General features: G+C 62.9%; 15 protein-coding genes and 1 tRNA gene. 10 read left to right on the forward strand and 6 right to left on the reverse strand.

The window, feature by feature from the left end; translation table 11 throughout:
• Window positions 1-6: 6 nt before the first annotated feature.
• Window positions 7-1,545, reverse strand: coding sequence for a DHA2 family efflux MFS transporter permease subunit (locus tag PQQ95_RS12255; protein ID WP_408437643.1), 1,539 nt, complete (start codon window positions 1,543-1,545; stop codon window positions 7-9).
• Window positions 1,546-1,692: 147 nt separating this feature from the next.
• Between PQQ95_RS12255 and PQQ95_RS12260 the strand changes: the two genes are divergently transcribed.
• From PQQ95_RS12260 to PQQ95_RS12280, 5 genes are all read left to right on the forward strand, one after another.
• Complete coding sequence (locus PQQ95_RS12260) at window positions 1,693-2,136, forward strand: MarR family winged helix-turn-helix transcriptional regulator (protein WP_054034675.1); 444 nt, start codon at window positions 1,693-1,695, stop codon at window positions 2,134-2,136.
• Window positions 2,137-2,288: 152 nt separating this feature from the next.
• The gene (locus tag PQQ95_RS12265; RefSeq protein ID WP_408437644.1) at window positions 2,289-3,152 is read left to right on the forward strand and encodes a LysR substrate-binding domain-containing protein; all 864 of its coding nucleotides are present in this window, start codon (window positions 2,289-2,291) and stop codon (window positions 3,150-3,152) included.
• Between the two features lie 134 nt (window positions 3,153-3,286).
• Entirely contained in the window at window positions 3,287-5,395 is a 2,109-nt protein-coding gene (locus tag PQQ95_RS12270; protein WP_408437645.1) for a LamG-like jellyroll fold domain-containing protein, read from the forward strand.
• A 13-nt stretch (window positions 5,396-5,408) separates the two neighbouring features.
• Entirely contained in the window at window positions 5,409-5,765 is a 357-nt protein-coding gene (locus tag PQQ95_RS12275; RefSeq protein ID WP_408437646.1) for a hypothetical protein, read from the forward strand.
• A gap of 98 nt (window positions 5,766-5,863) precedes the next feature.
• Entirely contained in the window at window positions 5,864-8,002 is a 2,139-nt protein-coding gene (locus tag PQQ95_RS12280) for a phosphocholine-specific phospholipase C (RefSeq protein WP_408437647.1), read from the forward strand.
• 264 nt (window positions 8,003-8,266) lie between these two features.
• Here PQQ95_RS12280 and PQQ95_RS12285 read toward each other — a convergent pair whose 3' ends face one another.
• The 5 genes from PQQ95_RS12285 to PQQ95_RS12305 form a co-directional block, all read right to left on the reverse strand.
• Window positions 8,267-8,617 (reverse strand): hypothetical protein, encoded by a 351-nt coding sequence (locus tag PQQ95_RS12285; RefSeq protein WP_408437648.1) that lies wholly within the window; start codon window positions 8,615-8,617, stop codon window positions 8,267-8,269.
• Between the two features lie 84 nt (window positions 8,618-8,701).
• Window positions 8,702-8,778, reverse strand: a tRNA-Met gene (locus tag PQQ95_RS12290).
• An 86-nt stretch (window positions 8,779-8,864) separates the two neighbouring features.
• Window positions 8,865-10,523, reverse strand: coding sequence for an MFS transporter (locus PQQ95_RS12295; protein WP_408437649.1), 1,659 nt, complete (start codon window positions 10,521-10,523; stop codon window positions 8,865-8,867).
• Window positions 10,524-10,753: 230 nt separating this feature from the next.
• Window positions 10,754-12,292, reverse strand: a complete 1,539-nt coding sequence (locus PQQ95_RS12300; RefSeq protein ID WP_408437650.1) for a sensor histidine kinase — start codon at window positions 12,290-12,292, stop codon at window positions 10,754-10,756.
• 9 nt (window positions 12,293-12,301) lie between these two features.
• Window positions 12,302-13,075, reverse strand: coding sequence for a response regulator (locus PQQ95_RS12305; protein WP_408437651.1), 774 nt, complete (start codon window positions 13,073-13,075; stop codon window positions 12,302-12,304).
• 244 nt (window positions 13,076-13,319) lie between these two features.
• Between PQQ95_RS12305 and recA the strand changes: the two genes are divergently transcribed.
• From recA to sucD, 5 genes are all read left to right on the forward strand, one after another.
• Window positions 13,320-14,396, forward strand: a complete 1,077-nt coding sequence (gene recA, locus PQQ95_RS12310) for a recombinase RecA (RefSeq protein WP_054034441.1) — start codon at window positions 13,320-13,322, stop codon at window positions 14,394-14,396.
• A complete protein-coding gene (gene recX / locus PQQ95_RS12315) occupies window positions 14,338-15,102 on the forward strand; it encodes a recombination regulator RecX (RefSeq protein ID WP_408437652.1) in 765 nt (254 codons plus the stop codon). Before recA ends, recX begins: the two co-directional genes overlap by 59 nt.
• 185 nt (window positions 15,103-15,287) lie before the next feature.
• Window positions 15,288-16,037: a DUF2889 domain-containing protein gene (locus PQQ95_RS12320; protein WP_408437653.1), complete on the forward strand. Its 750-nt coding sequence runs from the start codon at window positions 15,288-15,290 to the stop codon at window positions 16,035-16,037.
• Window positions 16,034-17,203 carry an ADP-forming succinate--CoA ligase subunit beta gene (sucC, locus tag PQQ95_RS12325; RefSeq protein WP_097390343.1) on the forward strand — a complete coding sequence of 390 codons (1,170 nt, stop codon included), beginning with the start codon at window positions 16,034-16,036 and terminating at the stop codon, window positions 17,201-17,203. The genes PQQ95_RS12320 and sucC overlap by 4 nt, the downstream gene beginning before the upstream one ends.
• Window positions 17,204-17,370: 167 nt before the next feature.
• Window positions 17,371-18,252, forward strand: coding sequence for a succinate--CoA ligase subunit alpha (sucD, locus tag PQQ95_RS12330; protein ID WP_111929475.1), 882 nt, complete (start codon window positions 17,371-17,373; stop codon window positions 18,250-18,252).
• The last annotated feature ends 123 nt before the right edge of the window (window positions 18,253-18,375 follow it).

The following is an 18,375-nucleotide window of genomic DNA, read 5'->3' on the forward strand; positions in this document are numbered from 1 at the left end:
CTATGCTCAATCCATCGCGGCATGCGCCACCGACGCATCCGGTGCTTCGCGCGCCGGGCGAATCAGCAGCAACAGCGGAATGACCAGCAGCGTGGCCACGAACATCAGCTTGAAATCGTTCAGATAGGCGATCATCGACGCCTGCTGCGTAATCGAAGCGTTCAGCGCCGCCATGTCGTAATTCGAGCCGCTGTTCAACATCGGCTGGATTGCCGGATTGAACTGCGTGATATTCGCCGCGAGGTCCGCGTGCGAGACCTGCGTGTTGCGCGTCATCAGCGTCTGCACGATCGAAATACCGATACTGCTGCCGATATTGCGCATCAGGCTATACGTCGCGGTGCCGTCCGCGCGCAATTCGGGCGTAAGCGTGGAGAAGGTCAGCGCGCTCAACGGCACGAACACGAGGCCGAGACCAAAGCCCTGAATCACGCCGGGCCAGACAATGTCCGACTCTGACAGCACGATCGTGTAATGCATCATCTGCCACAGCGCGAATGCTGAGATCAGGAAGCCGGCGAGCAGCAACAGCCGGGCATCGATCCGCTTCAATAGCCGTCCGGCAAACAGCATCGCGACCATGGTTCCCGCGCCGCTCGGCGCCGTGACGAGACCCGTGGTCGCGACGGGATAGTTCATCAGGTTTTGCAGCATCGGCGGCAGCAATGCGCGCGTCGCATACATCACCGCGCCGATCACGAAGATGAAGAAGGTGCCGGTGGCGAAGTTCGGGTCCTTCAGCAACTCATATTTGAAGAACGATTTCTTGCCGACCGTCGCCGTATGCACGAGGAAGAACGCAAAGCTGATCGCCGCGACCAGCGCCTCTATGACGATCTCATGCGAGCCGAACCAGTCGAGCTGCTCGCCGCGGTCGAGCATCGCCTGCAACCCACCGATGGCGAGACCCAGGGTGGCAAAGCCGAACGCGTCGAACTTCGCGTCGTGCTTCGGTTCACGCGCAGGCAAGAAGGTCGCCACGCCGAACAGGGCGAACGCACCGATCGGCACGTTGATGAAAAACACCCAGCGCCAGTTGTAGCTATCCGTGAGCCAGCCGCCGAGCGTGGGCCCGAGAATCGGCCCGACCATCACGCCCATGCCCCACACCGCCATCGCCTGACCCTGCTTTTCGCGTGGATTGATGTCGAGCAGGATCGACTGCGACAGCGGCACCAGCGAGGCCCCGAAGATTCCCTGCAGCAATCGCGACGCGACGATCTGCGTCAGCGTTTCCGACAACCCGCATAGCGCCGAGGCCACCGTGAAGCCACCGATCGCGAAGATCAGCAGCCGCTTGACGCTCAGCCGGTCGGACAGCCAGCCGGTCAGCGGCGTAGCGATCGCGGCCGCGACGATATACGAGGTCAGCACCCACGTGATCTCGTCCTGTGAAGCCGACAGCGTGCCCTGCATGTGCGGCAGCGCGACGTTGGCGATCGTGCTGTCGAGCGTCTGGATCAATGTCGCGAGCATGATCGAGACGGTGATCATCGGCCGGTTGAGCGGAGCGGCGGCGCTCGTCGGCGGGGAGGCGGAGGGCATGGGGCAGCGGGATTGTCGATATAGTAAGCATGCTTAGTATATCGGCTGCGAGCGCGCACGCCCACCAGGAATTATGCGTAGCCTGAATTCGCCCGTTTTGCACCCATTCCGACGATGACAAACGAAACCCTTTCGTATAATCCGCGCATGACTACCCAACTCGAAGAGCGCTTCGGCTTTTTGATTTCCGACGTCGGCCGCCTGACGGGCAAGCGTTTCGACGATCTCGCGAAGTCATCGGTCGATCTGACGCGTGCGCAGTGCCGCGTGCTGGCCAATCTCGCCCACTATGGCGACGTCAATCAGGCGCGCCTCGCCGACCTGCTCGAGGTCGCGCCGATTTCGGCGGGACGCCTGCTGGATCGCATGGAAGAGGGCGGCTGGATCGAGCGCACGGCGAATCCGGAGGATCGCCGCGAGCGCCAGGTGCGCATGACGCCGAAGGCCGAGCGCACGCTCGGCAAGGCCCGCAAAGTGGGCGATGAAGTCGCGCTCGAAGCGCTGAACGGTTTTACCGACGAAGAAGCGAAGCAACTCATCGCGCTGCTGCAACGGGTGCGCGGGAATCTCAGCCGCCTCGTGGATCGCTGAACACTGAGCACTGGTCTGCAATCACTGAAGCCACGCGTATTGCATCGCAGGCGCGCAGCCGTCTCATGGCTTAGCTTACAAAATCAAAAGCAATTTTTAACGAAATTGCCATGTAGTGGTAATAAATTGGAAGTTTTGCTTTCTAGCCTTCCATGCTCGCACCGCTTCTGGTCGCCTTTTATGAAACCGTCCGGCAGGGCAGTGTCACCGCCGCCGCGAAGCGTCTTGAAGTCAGTCAGCCGACCATCACCGCGCGTATTCAGCAACTGGAAAAGCAGTATGGCGTCGAGTTGTTCCATCGGCGCGGCAGCCGTTTTGACCTGACGGATGCCGGCGCCGCGCTGATGCCGCTGATCGACCGCATGCAGCAAACCGAAAGCGATATCGATTTCACGCTACGCAACGAACGCGAGTTGGCGGCCGGCAACCTGCGCGTCGGCGCGACGGGGCCTTATTACATTCTGCCCGCCATCGCGGCGTTTCATCGGCAGTATCCGGCCGTCAAGATCTGTGTGGAGATCGGCAATTCGCAGCAGATCCTCGATGCGCTGCTCGACTTCCGCGTCGATCTCGCGGTGTCGTCGCAGCGAGTCGACGATCCGCGTTTGGCACGCCGTACGATTGCCGACGATCCCCTCGTCGTCGTCGCGCATTGCAGGCATCCGCTGGCCGCGCAGAAAGTGGTCAGGCTGACCGACATCGCCGCGCACACGCTGCTGCTGCGCGAGCCTGGCTCCCGCACCCGCGAGGCCACCGAGACCGCCCTCAAACGCATTGGCGTCGCACCGAAAATGCTGATCGAAATCGGCAGCCGCGAGGCGATTTACGAAGCGATTCGTCACAACATGGGGTGCACGCTAATGCCGGTCGGCGAGGCGCCGGCGCATCCCGATCTGCGACAACTGCCTTTGGACAGCGATGCGCCGATCCTTCAGGAGTATCTGTATCACCTCGAGGCACGCACCGCTTCGCGCCTCATCACCGCCTTCATGGCTAATGTCGACGCCCCCGCCTAGCGGTCCCTAAAAAATGCTGATGCCGTTATCGGCCAGCTTGCGCAGAACGACATAGCGGCGTCGCCCGCGTTCCCTATCGTTGCAAACAACTCGCCGGATGGTCCGGCGCATATCGGCATCGGGAGAGGACAAACATGAGACGGCACACCGTCGTGCAATTCGCATGCGGCCTGGCGCTGCTCGGCGCGCTGGGAGCCACGGCCGCGCTGAGTGGTTGCGGCGGCGCATCGCAATCCAGCGGCAACACTGCCGGCAATGGCGCAGGCAACACGCAAGCCAGCGCGGGTACGCCGGCCAGCACACCGGGCACGCCCAGCACGCCGGCAGCCAAAAAAATGCTGCTTGTCGAACTCGACGGCGTGACGTATAGCGCGTTGAGCGCGGGCATCGCCGGCGGCAAACTGCCCAATCTTGCGAAGCTGACCGTGGCGCCCGCGTACAGCGGCGGTGTCAACGGTACGCTCTCGCAGCAACCGAACCTGGATACGCCGGGTTGGGCGACCGTTCTGACCGGCACATGGGCCGATCGTCACCAGATCAACTCCGACGCGCCCAATCAGGCGTCGCACAGCAGCACCGTGTTTCAGATGCTCAAGAGCGCGGGAGCCGGCACGCTGGGTGCGGCTGTCGATTCGAGCGGCCTCGCGGCTTTGCTGACGCCGGACCAGAATGCCGGCAATCTCGACACGCTGGTGAACTGCGCATCGGTCGACGCCTGCGTCACGCAGAACAGCGTGAACCTGATCGACAACGGCTACTCGCTGGTGGTCGCGCAATATCATTCGGCGCAGGACGCCGCGCTGAACGACGGTTTGTCGTCGGCGAACTATGCGAGCACGTTGGCGCAACTGGACATTGCGCTCGGCACGCTGGTCGCCGAAACGGCCAAGCGCAGCAACGAGAACTGGCTGGTCGTGGTGACCAGCAGCCACGGTCTGAACGCGGCCGGCGGCACCGACGGCTTGCCGCTGCCCGCTGAATCGACCAGCTTCATCGCGTTGAACCAGGCGCCGAATGCGCGCCTCGGCAACACCACCGCACCGACCACGATGGCCGCGCTCTACACGCGCGCCAGCATCGCCGACATCACGCCGACGCTGCTTGCGTATAAAGGCGCCGTGCCGGATCCCACGACCTACGCGCTCGACGGCGGCGAGTTCATTGGTGCCACGCCCGTTTCGCAACTGCTCGGCGCCACCGGCAGCGATAACGCCAGCCTCGTCCTCACGTGGACGGCGCCCGCCACCGGCGCGATCAGCGTGCTGCGCAACGGCACCTTGATCGCGAGCCTGCCCGCGGGCACCGCGACTTATACCGACAGCCAGCTCGGCCTGACGACCACCGGCGTCTATTCGTTCAACTACACGGTAGTGGCCGGCACCGCACCGCTCGCGACGATCACCCAGGTCGTGTACGTGCAGCCTCCGCCGCCGCCGCCCCCGCCGCCGCCGCTCGCGACGACGCTGACCACCGGCCTCTCCAGCTACTACCCGTTCGGCGCACTGCCGCCGGTCGACCGCCTCGCTGCCAGCACGATGGCGCCGTGGGCCGCGGACGCGAACGGCGGCTCGCTGGTCGCCGACCCGTTCGGTGGCAAGGGTCTGCAGATCGACACCCATACGGTCGACAGCAACGGCTTCGATGGTTACAAGCTGACGCAGACCAACGACGTGACGACCCACGCGCAATTCACGATCGGCTTCTGGTTCTACACCTCGTGCGCGAATGTCACGGGCAACGGCACGCCGGTGTTCTCGAACAAGAACTACTACTCGGGCGGCAATGCCGGTATCGCGATCGGCCTGTTCCCGGGGTCGGGCGCGAGCTGCAACATCCGCTTCAATCTCGGCGACGGCAGCACGCGCAACGACATCAACAGCCTGAACGTCAGCGCCAACAAGTGGACCTATCTCGCGCTGACCATCGACACCGCCGCGAAGAAGATCAACGCGTACATCTTCGATCCGGTGCTCGGCGAGCAGAAGGTGCTGGGCCAGGCGCTGAGCGTCAACATCGCCAAGCTGCCGGGCCTCGGCGTGTTCGGCCTGAACGAAGACGGCACCGGCCAGTACTACATGAACGCCTGTAAGGACACGCCGCCGTACACCGTCGGCCAGTGCGCGGCGACGCCGCCGGACGTGCAGGCGTTCAGCGATCTCGCGCTGTGGACCCGTATCGTTACCGAAGCCGAGTTGCAGTCGATCTTCGGCTCGGGCCAGCCGCTGTCCACGCTCACCCACTGACCGGAGTCCCGCGATGAACCCGACGACTTCCTTTTCGAAAGCGCCTGAGACAAATGAGGTGTGCGCGGCGCGTGACGCGCATCACACGCCCACACGGCGCGGGCCTCGGCGTGTGCGCGGCCTGCTGACGGCCGCGGCCTTGTTCGCGCTGTGCGTATCGATGGCCGGCTGCGACGGCGGTTCGAGCAGCAACAGTGCCGGCAATAGCGCAAGTGGCTCCAGCACCGCCGCGAACGACGCGGCGGCCGGTGCGGGCGGCGCAAGCGCGCCGGTGCCGATCGTCGCGGCGCCTGCCTCCGGGGCATGCGCCTCGCTGGGTGCGAGTGCCGCGCAGCCGTTGCAGAACACGCAGCTCGTTTGCGCGCCCTGACGCGCTGATTGCCAGGTGCGCCTTGCCGCCTGCCTGCCCAGCCATTGGCTGCAGCGGCCGGCAAGCGCACAGATTCTGACGACCCCAACACGCCAAACATGACCTCATTGGACCGCCGTACCTTCCTGCGCAGCGCCGCGGGCGCCGCCGCGCTCGGCCTGTTTCCGCCCGCGATCCGCCGCGCGCTTGCGATTCCCGCGAACAACACGACCGGCACCATCAACGACGTCCAGCACGTCGTCATCTTCATGCAGGAGAACCGCTCGTTCGATCATTACTTCGGCACCCTGCCGGGCGTGCGCGGCTTTAGCGACCGCTTCACGATTCCGCAGCCCGGCGGCACGACCGTGTTCCAGCAGAACGACGGCACGCGCACCGTGCTGCCGTTTTATCTCGACAGCACCAAGGGCAACGCGCTGCTGGCCGGCGGCCCGCATTCGTGGAGCGACGCGCATCAGGCATGGGACAGCGGGCGCATGACGCAGTGGCCGAAAGCCAAGGGCGACGTCTCGATGGGTTACCTGAAGCAGGCCGACCTGCCGTTCCACGTCGCGCTGGCGAATGCTTTCACGATCTGCGATGCCTATCACTGCTCGCTGCATGGCGGCACCAACTCGAACCGGATCTTCCTGTGGACCGGCACCAATGGCGCGAGCGCCGGCGCCAACCCGGTCGTCAACAACGATGGCTGGGACGGCCTCGGCGCCTCGGCCACCGGCCTCACGTGGACGACTTATCCGGAGCGCCTGCAGGCGGCCGGCGTGAGCTGGAAGGTCTACCAGAACATGCCGGACAACTACACGGACAACTCGCTCGCCGGCTTCGCGACGTACCGCAAGGTCAACGAGACGCTGCCGGGTTCGCCGTTGTTGCCGTACACGCAGTCGCTGGAAGCGGTGGCGCCTTTGTATAAGGGCATCGGCAATACGATGCCCGACGGCGGTTTTTTGCAGGCGCTGAAAGACGACATCGCTGCCGGGCAGATGCCGCAAGTGAGCTGGATCGTGTCGCCGCAGGCCTACTGCGAGCATCCCGGCGCGTCGACGCCGGGGCAGGGCGGCTACTACCTGCAACTGCTGCTCGACACGCTGACGGCCGACCCCGACGTGTGGAGCAAGACCGTGCTGTTCGTCAATTACGACGAGAACGATTGCTTCTTCGATCACATGCCGCCGCCCGATGCGCCGAGCAAAAATACCGACGGCACGTTCGCGGGCAAATCGACCGTCAACACGCAGTACGAATACTTCACGAAGGCCAATCCGCCCGGCGACTCGTCGCCGATCGTGCCGGACGGACAATGCTTCGGGCCGGGCCCGCGTGTGCCGATGTTCGTCGTGTCGCCATGGAGCACGGGCGGCTGGGTGAATTCGCAAGTGTTCGACCATACGTCCGTGCTGCGGTTTCTGGAGCAGCGTTTCGGCGTGATCGAAACCAACATCAGCCCGTGGCGGCGCGCGGTGTGCGGCGATCTCACGTCGGCATTCAACTTTCGCAATCCAAACGATGCGCCGGTGGCGGCGCTGCCCGCGCCAACCAAAGCGCAGGCCGATGCGCAGAACACGCAGCAGAGCGCCTTGGGCGCGGTGCCCGTGCCGTCGGCAGCGAGTCAGCAGATGCCGCAACAGACGCTGATGTCGCGGCCGTCGCGCGCGTTGCCGTACCTGCTGCACGTGAGCGCCAATGCCGATGTGCAGGACGGCCTGATCTGGCTGATTTTCAGCAATACGGGTACGGCCGGCGCCGTATTCCACGTGTACGACCAGTTGCATCTCGATCGGCTGCCGCGGCGCTATACCGTCGAAGCGGGCAAGGAACTATCGGATTCGTGGGCCGCGCTCGCCGACGATGCCGGTAACTACAGCCTGTGGGTGCTGGGGCCGAACGGCTTTCATCGATCGTTCCAGGGAAATGTCGCGACGGTCGCGACCGGGCCGAATCCGGAAGTGCGGGTCTGCTACGACATCACGAACAATGCCGTCTATCTGACGATCATGAACACCGGCAATGCGACAGCTAACGTGACGGTCACCTCGAACGCGTATCGCAGCGATGGCCCGTGGACGTATGCGGTGCCGGCGGGGATGCAGGTTGAACCGTACTGGTCGGTGAGCGCGGTGGGCGGCTGGTATGACTTCACGCTGGCTGCGCCGGGCGGGTTGACGCGGCGCTTTGCGGGCCGTGTCGAAACCGGCAAGGACAGCGTCAGCGATCCGGCGATGGGCGTGGCGAGTTAGGGCAATAGCAGTGTCGCGTTGTATACGCGAGGAGTGGCACTTGATGGAGTCAGCTTCGGCTGACTCCTTTTTTTATGGTTGCTTGCCAGGGTGGTCATGTTGCCGGATTGTGGCTGAGTCTGTTGGGGGTTGCCACGCATGAATGAGGCCGGCTGCGCCCGAGCGTGAACTGGGCGAGCTTTATCGCTGCGTTGTGCGGCAAGTGTGGAGCTGGCTACGCCCTAAAGCGGGCGGAGCGCAGCGGGTGGTCACGAACGTGCGCGACTACTTGGCCTCAGAGGCCGCAGCCGCGCCCGACGGCTGACCCAGTTCGAAGCAGGCAGCCGACGCGGTTTGCGTTTTCGATTTCGTATCAGGCTGCTGCGGGTCGATGCATTTGAATGCGCTTTGATCGCGCTGAACGAAAATTGTATCGGCCAGCCCGGCATTGCCGTGTGCGCCGCTCACTACGGCGACGATTTTATAGCCGTCCTGGAGCAACGTCGAAAGCGTGAGAGGACTGGCGCGCCACTGACTGTCGGGCGGCGTTTGGGCGAGGGCGGAGAGCGGCGATGCAGCGGCGAGAAGCGTGATCGAGGCGGTGGCCACGGCAAGCGCGGCGGTGCGGAATGTCATCAAGAAACCTCCTTGAAGTTGCAGTTTGGAAAGCCAAAACAAAAAAGCCGCTGACCTTGTGGATCAGCGGCTTTTTCTTGCAACTGGTGGCGAATCAGGGACTCGAACCCCGGACCTGCGGATTATGATTCCGTCGCTCTAACCAACTGAGCTAATTCGCCGAAAGAAGCGAGATTATGAGGATAGGGCCGGGGGCTGTCAACCCCCGGCGCGCAACTTTTTTAAATTGCCCTGTCCGTCAGGTGTTTCAGTCCTGTGCGTAGATGTCCGAGTCCTTGGTTTCTCTCACGAACAGCAAGCCGATCACGAGGGTGACGAGCGCGATCACAATCGGATACCACAGCCCCGAGTAAATGTCGCCCTTGGCCGCCACGATCGCGAAGGCGGTCGCCGGCAGGAAGCCGCCGAACCAGCCATTGCCGATGTGATACGGCAGCGACATCGAGGTATAGCGGATGCGCGTCGGGAACATCTCCACCAGCATCGCCGCAATCGGCCCGTAGACCATCGTCACGTAGATCATCATGATCGTCAGGATCACCACGCTCATCGGCCAGTTGATCTGCGACGGATCGGCCTTCGGCGGATAGCCGGCGGTCTTCAGCGTGGTAGCCAGGGTCTTGTCGAACACCTTGCCCTGTTCCTTGGCGTCGGCGGCCTTGCCGTCATACGCGTTGATCACCGTATCGCCGACCTTGATCTCCGCCAGCGAGCCTGCCGGCGCCGCGACATTCTCGTAGTTCAAACCGGCTTTCGAGAGCGCGCTCTTGGCGATGTCGCAGGAACTGATGAACTTCGCCGTGCCGACCGGGTTGAACTGGAACGAGCACTCGTCCGGGTTCGCGATCACGACAATCGGTGATTTCGCCGTAGCCGCTTCCAGCGCCGGGTTCGTGTAATGAGTCAGCGCCTTGAACAGCGGGAAGTACGTGCAGGCGGCAATCAGCAGGCCGGCCATGATGATCGGCTTGCGGCCGATGCGATCCGACAGCGAGCCGAAGAACAGGAAGAACGGCGTGCCGATCAGGAGCGCGATCGCGATCAGGATATTGGCCGTCCCGCCATCGACCTTCAGCGTCTGCGTCAGGAAAAACAGCGTGTAGAACTGACCCGTGTACCACACCACAGCCTGGCCGGCGGTCAAGCCGATCAGCGCGAGGATCACGATCTTCAGGTTTTTCCATTGGCCGAATGCTTCCGACAGCGGCGCCTTTGAGGTTTTGCCTTCGGCCTTGATGCGCTCAAACACCGGCGATTCATGCAGTTGCAGGCGAATCCACACCGACACGCCGAGCAGGATGATCGACGCGATGAACGGGATGCGCCAGCCCCAGGCGCCGAACGCGTCTTCACCCATGACCGTGCGCACGCCCAGAATCACGAGCAGCGACAGGAACAGGCCGAGCGTGGCGGTCGTCTGGATCCATGCGGTGTAGAAGCCGCGGCGTCCCGGCGGCGCATGTTCGGCGACGTAGGTGGCGGCACCGCCGTACTCGCCGCCGAGCGCGAGGCCCTGCAGCATCCGCATCGCGATGAAGATCACCGGCGATACGATGCCGATCGATGCATAGCCGGGCAGGAAGCCGACCAGGAAGGTCGACAGACCCATGATCACGATCGTGATGAGGAACGTGTATTTGCGGCCGACCATATCGCCGAGTCGTCCGAATACGATCGCGCCGAACGGCCGCACCGCGAAGCCCGCGGCGAAGCTGAGTAGCGTAAAGATGAAAGCGGCAGTCGGATTGACGCCGGAGAAAAAGCTCTTGCTGATGAAGATCGCAAGTGAGCCGGCCAGATAGAAGTCGTACCACTCGAAAACCGTACCTAGCGACGATGCGAAGATTACCCGCTTCTCATCGTGCGTCATCGGCACGTGCGAGATTTGCCCGCCAACGGTAGCCATATGTCGTCTCCAATATTGATATGTGCACGCGGTCCGCCGGCAAAGGCGTTCCCGTGAAACCGATTATTGGAGTGGAAACTTACGGCGTACTGACGTGGAAGGGTGGAATGGCAGTTTCGAGCGTGCAGAGGAAAGTCCAATAAAAATACGTCAACAACCCTCTAAGTTCTCGTAAAAATTGACAAAATCATCTCAATAAGGATGTGGTCGACGCGTGAGTCATTGTGCCCTTAGGGTAAGTCCCGTCCCCGTGCGAGCACGTGCAAGCTGACACGCACGAGCGTGCCGGCAAGCCGCGGGGCGGTTTGATAGACGTTATCGTCGATAGTCATTTCCCCGCCGTGCATCGTCGTGATTTCACGGACGATCGCGAGCCCAAGGCCGCTGCCGTCGCCTTCGCGGCCGAGAATCCGGTAAAAACGCTCGACTACCCGTGAACGCTCGGCCACCGGAATGCCGAGTCCGGTGTCTTCTACTTCCAGATGCACGAGTCGCGCGGTCACGTCGTGCCGCACCCGCACGGTGATCCGCCCGCCAGCCGGCGTGTAGCGGATCGCGTTGTCGATCAGATTCGACAGCATTTCCCGCAGCATGACCGGATTGCCGTCGACTTCGACTGGCTCGTCGGGGGCTTCATAGCCGAGGTCCATCTGCTTGACGAGCGCGGCTTGAACCCAATCGCGCACCGCGCTGCGCGCCACTTCGGTCACCTCGACCGGCGTGAAAATCTGGCCCGACATGCGGTTTTCCGCGCGCGCCAGCGCCAGCAACTGCGTGACGAGTCGCGCTGCATGCTCCGAACTGGTGGCGATCTGTTCGAGCGAGCGATGGACTTCCGCGGAGGCGTCCTGGCGCAACGCGAGCTCCGCCTGGGTGCGCAGGCCGGCAAGCGGCGTTTTCATCTGATGCGCGGCGTCGGCGATAAAGCGTTTCTGCAACTCCATGTTCTGTTCGAGGCGCGTCAGCAGGTCGTTGAATGACGTTACCAGCGGCTCGATTTCCGGCGGCGCGCGGCGGGCCTCGAGCGGCGACAGGTCGTCCGGGCGGCGCGCGCGAATGTGCGCCTGCAGGGCATGCAGCGGCGCGAGTCCGCGCGACAGGCCGAACCACACCAGCAGGATCGCCAGCGGCAGGATGACGAACTGCGGCAGGATCACGCCTTTGATGATGTCGTTGGCAAGCTGGCTGCGCTTGTCGAGCGTCTCGGCGACCTGCACGAGCACCGGCTGGGCGCCGGGCGTCTGCGGAAACTCGACGGTTGTATAAGCGACGCGGATATCGTTGCCGCGCAGTACGTCGTCGCGGAACTCGACGAGACCCGGCTGCGGCCTGTCTTCCTCGTGCGGCAGCGGCATGTCGCGCTCCCCGCTCACCAGTTCGCCGCGCGTGCCGAGCACTTGATAGAACACGCTGTCGACATTGTCGGCGCGCAGAAAGTCGCGGGTGGAATCGGGTAGCGACAACTCGGCCACGCCGTTGATCGGATGGATCTGGCGGGCGAGCACGTAGGCGTCGGTTTCCAGCGCGCGGTCGAACGGGCCGTTGGCGATCGACTTGGCGACCAGGTAGGTGACCGCGAGGCTCATCGGCCAAAGCAGCAGGAGCGGCGCCAGCATCCAGTCGAGAATTTCGCCGAACAGCGAGCGCGGACGCGCTTCGGCGGCGGCTTCGGTCTCGTCGGGCGGGGCGAACGGATTGGCGTAGCGCTCGTCGCGCACCTCGTCGAGGTCCGCCGCGTGCGCCGTAGCGCGGTCTGCGCGTGCGGACATGAGCGTCCTCTATTTGTAGTGATGGCTCGCCGGCATCGCGGCCGACGGCGGCGAGGAGGGCGGCTCGGGCTCAGCGGGCGCGTTGGCGCTGAGGTTCGCGTTCGCGGCTGACGGCAGGGCGGCTTTCTCGAGGCAGTACCCGAGACCCCGCACCGTAATGATGCGCACGCCGCTCGGCTCGATCTTCTTGCGCAGCCGGTGGACGTAGACTTCGATCGCATTGTTGCTGACTTCTTCGCCCCATTCGCACAGATGGTCGACGAGCTGTTCCTTCGATACCAGCCGCCCGATCCGTTGCAGCAGCACTTCGAGCAAACCGAGTTCGCGCGCCGACAGATCGATCACCTGCTCGTTGACAGAGGCGATCCGGCCGACCTGGTCGAAAGACAGCGAACCGTGCCGCACCACCGTCGGGCCGCCGCCGGCGCCGCGCCGGGTCAGGGCGCGCACGCGCGCCTCGAGTTCGTTCAGCGCGAAGGGTTTGGCCATGTAATCGTCGGCGCCGAGATCGAGGCCCTTGACGCGCTCATCGACGCTGTCCGCCGCCGTGAGAATCAGCACCGGCACGGTCGAGTTGCGGGCACGCAGGCGGCGCAGCACCTCGAGTCCGGACATGCGCGGCAGGCCCAGATCGAGGATCAGCAGGTCGAAAGTTTGCATCGACAGGGCGGTGTCGGCCTCGACGCCGTTCTTCACATGATCGACGGCATAGGCCGATTGGCGGAGTGATCGAACCAGACCGTCCGCGAGTATGCTGTCGTCTTCGGCAATCAGAATTCGCATGGTGCGCCAACCTGGCGTTGCCGGCACCGTGGGGTGTCTCCCTGGCGCACAGCGGTCTCCGAAAATTATTGTGGGTAGTTGGGCAGCGCGACGGTAAAAATGCGCGTTCGCATGAGAATCGCGCTTGCCAAAACTACTGTTTTTTTATACAGTGTCTGAGTTTCGTGTGCTGTCCTTCAAGAATCTTGAAAAGGCGGGCCGCACATCTGCCTCAGACGCCGTTCATCATAGCAAAGGACGATTCATGGAAGAAAGCAAGAAAGGCTCGGCTGGACTGACTGCTGAAAAGAGCAAGGCACTCGCTGCCGCGCTTGCGCAGATCGAAAAGCAGTTCGGCAAAGGGTCGGTCATGCGGCTCGGCGCAGGTGAGGCGGTCGAAGATATCCAGGTGGTCTCAACGGGATCACTCGGCCTCGATATCGCGCTGGGCGTCGGCGGTTTGCCGCGTGGCCGGGTGGTCGAAATTTACGGTCCGGAGTCGTCCGGTAAAACCACGCTGACACTGCAAGTCGTCGCCGAAATGCAGAAGCTCGGCGGCACGGCAGCGTTTATCGACGCGGAGCATGCGCTGGACATCCAGTACGCGGGCAAGCTCGGCGTGAACGTCAACGACCTGCTGGTTTCGCAGCCGGATACCGGCGAACAGGCGCTCGAAATTGCCGACGCACTGGTGCGCTCGGGCTCGATCGACATGATCGTGATCGACTCGGTCGCGGCACTCGTGCCGAAGGCTGAAATCGAGGGCGAAATGGGCGATTCGCTGCCGGGTCTGCAAGCGCGTCTGATGTCGCAAGCGCTGCGCAAGCTCACCGGTACGATCAAGCGCACGAACTGCCTCGTGATCTTCATCAACCAGATCCGTATGAAGATCGGTGTGATGTTCGGCAACCCGGAAACCACCACGGGTGGTAACGCGCTGAAGTTCTACGCGTCGGTGCGTCTGGATATTCGCCGGATCGGTTCGATCAAGAAGAACGACGAAGTGATCGGTAACGAAACGCGCGTGAAGGTGGTGAAGAACAAGGTTGCGCCGCCGTTCCGCGAAGCGATTTTCGACATTCTGTATGGCGAGGGCATTTCCCGTCAGGGCGAAGTCATCGACCTCGGTGTGCAGGCCAAGATCGTCGACAAGGCCGGCGCCTGGTATAGCTACAACGGCGAACGTATTGGTCAGGGTAAGGACAACGCGCGCGAATTTCTGCGCGAAAATCCGGACATCGCCCGTGAGATCGAAAACCGTATCCGCGAGTCGCTGGGCGTGAATGCCATGGCGGAAGTGGCGACCGGCGCGGCCGCTGAAGTCGCAGGCGAAGAAGAGTAACCCGCACGTGATACGCAAGGGCCGGCCGCTGTCCAGAGCTGCAAATGCTGGGCGCAACGCGGACGGCCCGCGTGTCGATGACGCAGATCCCTTCGACGACCCTTTCGAGTCATTCGACGCGCACGATCGCGCCGAAGGTCGCCAGCCGCAACCTGATCCATCCGCGCAGGCTGCAATAGATCCGTCCGAAACTACTTACTCCCGCTCGCGCCGCACGCCTGGCGAGGCGAAGCCAGAGCAGGACGACGCAAAAAAATCCCAACGCCCGGCCCGTTCGCTAAAAGGGCGTGCGCTCGGCTATTTGTCCCGGCGTGAATACAGCCGCTCCGAACTGGCGCGCAAGTTGAAGCCATTCGTCGAAGAAACCGATTCGCTGGACACCGTGCTCGATTCGCTGGAAGCTGAAAACTGGCTGTCTGACTCGCGTTTTGCCGAAAGCCTGATCCATCGGCGCGCGTCGCGATTGGGCGCGAGCCGGATCGTCGGCGAATTGAAGCAGCATGCGGTGGACCAAACGCTGGTTGAAGAAGCCAGTGCCCAGCTGCGCGAAACCGAACTGGCGCGCGCTCAAGCCGTCTGGCGTAAGAAATTCGACCGGCTTCCCGACACTGCCGCCGAGCGGGCCAAACAGGCGCGTTTTCTGGCATCGCGCGGTTTCTCGGGCGCCACGATCGGCAAAATTCTCAAAGGGTTCGACGAGGAGTGACGCGGCGGCTAGCTGCGCTATCCCGTTTGGCGCACCGCGCGTGCCGGATACCTGCGCGGGTCCCACTTTGAGATAGCGTCTATCGCGCTCTCCGGCCTGCTGGGCGGCCCTGCGTATTCCGGCCTGTCTCAAATACCCAGTATGCTAAAATTCATGGGTTTTCCAATCCGGCCTTTCCTTCCCGCATGCCGCTCTCCCCGCCAGTATCCCGTCAGTTGCGCCACCGTCGCGCAATCAGAGCGGAAGCCTATGAGCGAGCCGATGGCCTGTGGGATGTGGAAGCGTGCTTGACCGACGAAAAACCGCGCGATGTGGTGCTTGCGTCGGGCGTCCGGCCCAATGGTCAGCCGATCCATGAACTCTGGCTTCGCATCACCATCGATCGCAAGCTCAACGTCGTCGACGCCGAAGCGTCGTCCGACTGGGTGCCCTATCCAGGGTTGTGCCAGGCCAGCAATCCCGCCTACCGTGCCCTCATCGGGCTCAATCTGTTCAACAACTTCCGTCGCGATGCTGCCCGTTTGCTGGCCGGCACGGCAGGGTGCACGCATCTCACCGAGTTGTGCGCGATCCTGCCGACCGCAGCGATCCAGGCGTTCGCCGGCGACGTGTGGAACACCAATGAAGGCACGCCGGGTGCAGCGGCGAGTTCCGGGACCGAGCAGGCCAGAAGCAAAGACAGTACAGACGAGCATTCCAACAATAAACCGCCATTCCAGCTGGGACGCTGCCACGCGCTGCGTTTCGACGGCGAGGCGGTGCAACAGTTTTATCCGCGCTGGTATGGCCGCGCTCCGTATACAGCGGATCGCGCGGCATCGTCAGGCCACGGGGCAGCCCGCCAGACAGGTGAGGGCGGCAACGCGTCCGGCATGAATGACGGCAGCGGAAACGAAGTTCAATCCAACTCTCAGACTGAAGGGAATCACGCATGAAGATTCACGAGTACCAGGGTAAGGAAATCCTGCGGAAATTCGGCGTCGCGGTACCGCGCGGCAAGCCGGTCTTCTCGGTGGATGATGCGGTCAAGGCCGCGGAAGAGCTCGGCGGCCCGGTATGGGTCGTGAAGGCTCAGATCCATGCGGGTGGCCGTGGCAAGGGCGGCGGCGTGAAGGTCGCCAAGTCGCTGGAACAGGTTCGTGAATTCTCGAACCAGATCCTCGGCATGCAGCTCGTCACGCACCAGACCGGTCCGGAAGGCCAGAAGGTGAATCGTCTGCTGATCGAAGAAGGCGCTGACATCAAGAAGGAACTGTATGTCGGCCTGGTGATCGATCGCGTTTCGCAGAAGATCGTCGTGATGGCATCGAGCGAAGGCGGCATGGACGTCGAAGAAGTCGCGGAAAAGACGCCTGAGCTGATCCACAAGATCGCTGTCGACCCGTCGACCGGTCTGAAAGACGCCGAAGCCGACGAGCTCGCCACGAAGATCGGCGTGCCCGCCGCTTCGCTGCCGCAAGCACGCGCGATCCTGCAAGGCCTGTACAAGGCATTCTGGGAAACCGACGCGTCGCTGGCCGAAATCAACCCGCTGATCCTGACCGGCGACGGCAAGGTCATCGCGTTGGACGCCAAGTTCAACTTCGATTCGAACGCACTGTTCCGTCATCCGGAAATCGTCGCGTATCGCGATCTGGACGAAGAAGATCCGGCTGAAGTCGAAGCGTCGAAGTTCGACCTCGCCTACATTTCGCTCGACGGCAACATCGGCTGCCTCGTGAACGGCGCTGGCCTCGCAATGGCAACGATGGACACCATCAAGCTGTTCGGCGGCGAACCGGCGAACTTCCTGGACGTGGGCGGTGGCGCCACGACCGAGAAGGTCACGGAAGCGTTCAAGATCATGCTGAAGAACCCGAACCTGACCGCGATTCTGGTCAACATTTTCGGCGGCATCATGCGCTGCGACGTGATCGCGGAAGGCGTGATCGCGGCGTCGAAGGCCGTGTCGCTGAAGGTGCCGCTCGTGGTTCGCATGAAGGGCACGAACGAAGACCTGGGCAAGAAGATGCTCGCTGAATCCGGCCTGCCGATCATTGCGGCAGACAGCATGGAAGAAGCGGCTCAGAAGGTCGTCGCGGCCGCTTCGGGCAAGGCGTAAGCCTTAGCTGAGCCAAGCGATTTCCAGGCGGCTGTTGCGGGGCGCTGTAGTCAGGCGCTCCTGCCAGGATAACCAGGATTACGAATGGCGGCGCGTGAGCGGCGCGGGCGGAGAACATCCTGCCTCGTGGCGCCACCGCGCGGCGCCAAACGAACAGAGGTCAATACATGTCGATTCTGATTAACAAAGACACCAAGGTCATCACGCAGGGCATCACCGGCAAGACCGGTCAGTTCCATACGCGTGCTTGCCGTGAATATGCAAACGGCCGCGAAGCGTACGTTGCAGGCGTGAACCCGAAGAAGGCCGGCGAAGATTTCGAAGGCATTCCTATCTACGCTAGCGTCGCTGAAGCCAAGGCTGAAACGGGCGCGACCGTGTCGGTGATTTACGTGCCGCCGGCAGGCGCTGCGGCTGCCATCTGGGAAGCCGTCGAAGCCGACCTGGATCTCGCCATCTGTATCACGGAAGGCATTCCTGTCCGTGACATGATCGAGCTCAAGGCACGCATGCGCGCAAAGAACAGCAAGACGCTGCTGCTCGGACCGAACTGCCCGGGCACGATCACGCCGGACGAACTGAAGATCGGCATCATGCCGGGTCACATCCACCGCAAGGGCCGCATCGGCGTCGTGTCGCGTTCGGGCACGCTGACGTATGAAGCAGTCGGCCAATTGACGGCGATCGGCCTTGGCCAATCGTCGGCAGTCGGTATCGGCGGCGACCCGATCAACGGTCTGAAGCACATCGACGTGATGAAGATGTTCAACGACGATCCGGAAACGGACGCCGTCATCATGATCGGCGAGATCGGCGGTCCGGACGAAGCGAATGCCGCTGAGTGGATCAAGGACAACATGAAGAAGCCGGTGGTCGGCTTTATCGCAGGTGTCACGGCGCCTCCGGGCAAGCGCATGGGCCACGCCGGCGCGCTGATCTCGGGCGGTGCGGATACGGCTGAAGCCAAGCTGGAAATCATGGAAGCCTGCGGCATCAAGGTCACGAAGAACCCGTCGGAAATGGCGCGTCTTCTGAAGGCGATGCTGTAAAAACGAAATTCGCGCGCAGTCACGGCGCGTTTTTGATACGCTTACGAAACCCTTTCGTGAGCGGGCAGTCCTAAAAAGCGGGGGAGTGTAGACTCCTCCGCTTTTTTATTGCTCGCGCGGCCG

This window comes from Paraburkholderia caffeinilytica (assembly GCF_046030355.1).
In the GTDB taxonomy this organism is placed as follows: domain Bacteria; phylum Pseudomonadota; class Gammaproteobacteria; order Burkholderiales; family Burkholderiaceae; genus Paraburkholderia; species Paraburkholderia caffeinilytica_B.

What these genes read in the sequence shown, in the direction of transcription:
- PQQ95_RS12255 (WP_408437643.1), bottom strand. Translation starts at nt 1,545, where the DNA reads ATGCCCTCCGCCTCCCCGCCGACGAGCGCCGCCGCTCCGCTCAACCGG.
- PQQ95_RS12260 (WP_054034675.1), top strand. Translation starts at nt 1,693, where the DNA reads ATGACTACCCAACTCGAAGAGCGCTTCGGCTTTTTGATTTCCGACGTC.
- PQQ95_RS12265 (WP_408437644.1), top strand. Translation starts at nt 2,289, where the DNA reads ATGCTCGCACCGCTTCTGGTCGCCTTTTATGAAACCGTCCGGCAGGGC.
- PQQ95_RS12270 (WP_408437645.1), top strand. Translation starts at nt 3,287, where the DNA reads ATGAGACGGCACACCGTCGTGCAATTCGCATGCGGCCTGGCGCTGCTC.
- PQQ95_RS12275 (WP_408437646.1), top strand. Translation starts at nt 5,409, where the DNA reads ATGAACCCGACGACTTCCTTTTCGAAAGCGCCTGAGACAAATGAGGTG.
- PQQ95_RS12280 (WP_408437647.1), top strand. Translation starts at nt 5,864, where the DNA reads ATGACCTCATTGGACCGCCGTACCTTCCTGCGCAGCGCCGCGGGCGCC.
- PQQ95_RS12285 (WP_408437648.1), bottom strand. Translation starts at nt 8,617, where the DNA reads ATGACATTCCGCACCGCCGCGCTTGCCGTGGCCACCGCCTCGATCACG.
- PQQ95_RS12295 (WP_408437649.1), bottom strand. Translation starts at nt 10,523, where the DNA reads ATGGCTACCGTTGGCGGGCAAATCTCGCACGTGCCGATGACGCACGAT.
- PQQ95_RS12300 (WP_408437650.1), bottom strand. Translation starts at nt 12,292, where the DNA reads ATGTCCGCACGCGCAGACCGCGCTACGGCGCACGCGGCGGACCTCGAC.
- PQQ95_RS12305 (WP_408437651.1), bottom strand. Translation starts at nt 13,075, where the DNA reads ATGCGAATTCTGATTGCCGAAGACGACAGCATACTCGCGGACGGTCTG.
- recA (WP_054034441.1), top strand. Translation starts at nt 13,320, where the DNA reads ATGGAAGAAAGCAAGAAAGGCTCGGCTGGACTGACTGCTGAAAAGAGC.
- recX (WP_408437652.1), top strand. Translation starts at nt 14,338, where the DNA reads ATGCCATGGCGGAAGTGGCGACCGGCGCGGCCGCTGAAGTCGCAGGCG.
- PQQ95_RS12320 (WP_408437653.1), top strand. Translation starts at nt 15,288, where the DNA reads ATGCCGCTCTCCCCGCCAGTATCCCGTCAGTTGCGCCACCGTCGCGCA.
- sucC (WP_097390343.1), top strand. Translation starts at nt 16,034, where the DNA reads ATGAAGATTCACGAGTACCAGGGTAAGGAAATCCTGCGGAAATTCGGC.
- sucD (WP_111929475.1), top strand. Translation starts at nt 17,371, where the DNA reads ATGTCGATTCTGATTAACAAAGACACCAAGGTCATCACGCAGGGCATC.